This is a genomic window from Bacillus sp. JJ783 (genome assembly GCF_036963225.1).
GTDB classification, from domain to species: Bacteria; Bacillota; Bacilli; order Bacillales; family Bacillaceae_G; genus Bacillus_A; species Bacillus_A cereus_U.
In genome coordinates, this window is the sequence record NZ_JBALMG010000227.1 from 1 (window position 1) to 4,234 (window position 4,234).

Genomic DNA, 4,234 nt, shown 5'->3' on the forward strand with positions numbered 1-4,234 from the left:
GATTATAGTAGTGTTATGTGGTATATGCAATAGAAACAGTAATGTATATTATTCCAGTAACTTATCCAAAGCGCTCTCCTATACCTTTATTTCTGTAACAAAAGTAACGGGATATAGAAATATCCACTTATAGAAATAGGGATATTCCTATATTAAGAAGGAGATTATAGAGTGATATATGGTATATAAAATAGAAACAGTAATGTATATTATTCCAGTAACTTTTCAAAAGGCCCTTCCTATACCTTCATTTCTGTAACAAAAGCAACGGGATATAGAAATATCCACTTATAGAAATAGGGATATTTCCATATTAAAAAGGAGATTATAGTAGTGTTATATAGTATATAAAATAGAAACAGTAATGTATATAATTCCAGTAACTTATCCAAAGTCCTCTCCTATACCTTCATTTCTTTATTTAATTTATCAAGGTTATTAGTATCAATTTGAACAAACATTATTTCGAAGCTACATTTGAAGAAATAAAAAGAATGACGCTACTAGCTCAAAAGTAATGGTGTGTTAATATAGCCAATTACAAAGAAGATATTAAATAGTTAGCTTAAGTGACAAAGCGATTGATGAGGGCATATCATAAGGGAATTGCGGTGATGAGAGGGAAGAGAAAGTCGTGGAAGAAGTTCTGGTAATGATATTATTTCTAAATCTCTGTTAATAATTTAAATTTCCTTTTCTGTTCGGGAGTTAATTGATTTTCTACATAATAATGTATAAGTAAATCTATTATTTCATGAGTATATTTCTTAATAGTGAGCTTCATTAGTGTTCCAAGCTCTTCATGAGTCATGAGATTGGCTAGAAGTTTTAAAACCGCCCTATTGGTTTTTAAATTCCATACATTCACTTGTCTTTAGTCGTTTTCAGGTGAAGAAACAGGAGTATCTTCGCTATTTTTGAAAAAAAATATCAGGGATATATAGAAATAGGGATATTTCTGATCTTGAATAGATAAAAGCGTTGGAATTAGCTATTCAGGCAATTGATAATTTTTCTAATAAATTACTTATCTAACTAAATAGAGTAACGGGTACTTTAGTTCAACATGAATTAAACAACTTTAAAGGGACGTACTATAAAAAAATATAGCAAGGCTCTTATATTTTTATATCGAAGTTAAATAACTTTATTATCAATTTACATAAGGATGTTGCAGTGGGGTGAGAGAAGGAAAGGTTGTGGAGGAAGTTCTGGTGAGGCTATTTTTAAAAATCAAAAAAATATAGAAATATCCCTATTTCTACGTAGGGATATTTCTATATTTCTAAATCTCTGTTAATAATTTAAATTTCCTTTTTTGTTCGGGAGTTAATTGATTTTCTACATAATGATGTATAAGTAAATCTATTATTTCATGAGCATATTTTGTATTAGTAAGTTTCATTAGTGCTCCAAGATCTTCCTTAGATTGACTAGAAATTTTAATACTACCTTGTTGGTTTTTAAATTGCTTTTTCTCTGGTGTTTGCTCCGTCTTTTGTTCCTGCTGATTTACTTGTTCTTGTTCATTTTTAGGTGGAAAAGTAGGAGTATCTTCGCCACTTTTTGTTACAACTGAATCCTCGTTTGGGATATAAGGATCTGTTGGGTCAAAATTGCTCTTTTTTCTGCCTAATAATCCAGGAGTTCTTGCCATGTTATACACCAACCTTCATACTTTCAAAAACATTGATACGAGATAATAATTCATCACTAATTTTTTCGTATAGTTCTATTACATTTAAATCATGTCTATCATTTTCAGTAATACCGTTAACATCAAACCTTTTAATACGTTCCATCTGTGGAACGATATTTTTAAATAGGTTTTCTTCACCAAAAATTTCACGAGCATTTTCCATAATGTATTCATCCACTTTACCATTATTTTTTAATAGCACTGGAAGAATACCTACAACTTCAATATCAAGATCATATTGCTCTTTTAATTTTATTAGCTGATTAATGTAGTTCTCTGCACCTGTAAGAGAGCGTTCTTGTGTTTGTAGAGTTATAAGAACATAATCAGAAGCTACAACTGCATTTTTTGTAACTTCAATTGACATAGGTGGAACATCGATAAATATGTAATCGTATTTATGTTTTATTTTCTCAAGTAATCCCTTAAAGTAGAAATCTTCTTCTTCTTCCGAAAAACACGATTTATATAGAAATTTTGCGAAATCTTGAAAATCAACATAAGAAGGAATTAAATGTAAATTTTCCGTTATTTCAATTTCTAATCCATCTAAATTCCCCTCTTGAATCCCTTTCATCAATGTTTTATTTAAAGTTACCTTTTCGTCAGGATTAAGGATAGATTTTGTTAACATTAGAGATTTTGTTGCATTACTCTGTGGATCAAGATCAACAAGTAAAGTTCGTTTCCCTTTTTTTGCGAATTCATAAGAGTTTAATACAGCATTAGTGGTTTTACCAACGCCCCCTTTATAATTCCCAACAGTAATTGTAATAGCCATTTATACCACTCCATTTATTTTCTGGAATATTTCCCTATATCCCTATTTCTATATCTTAGTGAAAAGATTAGAAAAATAGGGAAATATCTAATTATAGAAATAGGGATATTTATATGTTACAAAGAAGATTATAGCAGTGATATGTGGTACATGCAATAGAATCTGTCATTTATACCACTCCATTCATTTTTTGAAAAAGTCCTTATATCCCCATATCCCATGCTCATCAAGCTAAGAAAAGCAAATACCCCAAAACGAGAGAATTGATATTACCAGGTGAGCTGTATAAAATTTTTGTTTTGGGTGCTTTTTAAAAAAGAAACACCCTTCCTATAATTGATGTTGCATAAGTGTAACTTGATGGCAGAAGTATAGAAATAGGGATATTTCTATATTACAAGGAAGAGTATAGTAGTGATAAGTGGTACATACAATGGAATCAGTAATTTTCAAAAGCTCCCCCCTATATCATCATTTCTATAATAAAAGTAGAGACATAGGGAAATATCTATATTATGAGAGAGATTATAATAGTGATGTGCAGTACATACAATAGAATCAGTAACTTTTCAGATGCGCCCTCTATACCACCCTTTCAAATAATAAAAGCAGAAGAATAGGGAAATATCTATATTATGAGAGGAATTATAATAGTGATGTGCAGTACATACAATAGAATCAGTAATTTTTCAGATGCGCCCTCTATACCACCCTTTCAAATAATAAAAGCAGAAGAATAGGGAAATATCCAATTATGGAAATAGGGAAATATCTATATTATGAGAGGGATTATAATAGTGATATGTGGTACATACAATAGAATCAGTAATTTTTTCAAAGACTCCTCCTATGCCACCATTTCTGATAACAAAAGTAGAGGAATAGGGAAATATCTATATTTTAAAGGGGATTATAGCCGTGATATCAGGACTACTTCATTTTGACACTTCCATCCCTAAAGGGGAAAGATGACTTATGTCAGTGGGATTCGTGCTACCAAAAACAGGTCTATTTCTAGATGTCAAAAAACCAAAATAAGATTGTGATACCGTACGAATTTCGTATTAACCGTAGGAACTACGGGATTAGCCTACTAGGATAACCGAAGGATACTTTGCTGTTCGTAGGAATCCCCCACTTCAAACAACCCATAAGGGTGTTAAGTAGAGGGTAGTTCAATTCAACAGAATTTAGGTCACATAAATATAAAAAGACCTTAGGATTATACCTAAAGGTCTTCTTTACTAGTTAGAAATCAAGCTCTTCGTTATCTTCTTCAGAAATCCCACCAAGTACTACCCTAGCGTTAATAATTTTACCTTCTTGCAATATGGGCTCCTCTGTTTTTAAATCTTCTTGTCTTTGTGCGGGAACAAATCCATTAGTAAGTAAAATATCCAATTTATTTTCAACTGTATCTAAAAGATTTAATCTCTGTTCTACATTATCTAATTTCTGCAGTAGTTGCTCATAACGTTTTTCATTTTGTACCAGTTCAACAACAAATGCTGTTAATTGTCTACCATTAGCTTTTTCATTAAGGAGCCTATATACATCTTCAGGCATATTATCAGCATGTAATGCCATTTTTCTATTTTTAGCCATTATCAGCACGTCCCTTTATTTTAACGAATTTACCGAAAGAAATCTCCTTCCTCAAGCGTGTGAAGGGCGATAGCCCAAAGGTAGCTGGGAGATTTCTTTCGGTTTGGCATAGCCAATAACTTTTGATAAACTAGCTATATGAAGTTCTT

General features: G+C 31.4%; 3 protein-coding genes. All 3 read right to left on the reverse strand.

From position 1 onward, the window contains the following. Nucleotides 1-1,285: 1,285 nt before the first annotated feature. Nucleotides 1,286-1,657: a hypothetical protein gene (locus tag V7038_RS28720; protein ID WP_335696033.1), complete on the reverse strand. Its 372-nt coding sequence runs from the start codon at nt 1,655-1,657 to the stop codon at nt 1,286-1,288. 1 nt (nt 1,658) lies between these two features. Beyond that, nucleotides 1,659-2,480, reverse strand: coding sequence for a ParA family protein (locus V7038_RS28725; protein ID WP_335696034.1), 822 nt, complete (start codon nt 2,478-2,480; stop codon nt 1,659-1,661). A gap of 1,248 nt (nt 2,481-3,728) precedes the next feature. Continuing rightward, nucleotides 3,729-4,085, reverse strand: coding sequence for a hypothetical protein (locus tag V7038_RS28730; RefSeq protein WP_335696035.1), 357 nt, complete (start codon nt 4,083-4,085; stop codon nt 3,729-3,731). Nucleotides 4,086-4,234: the final 149 nt, after the last annotated feature.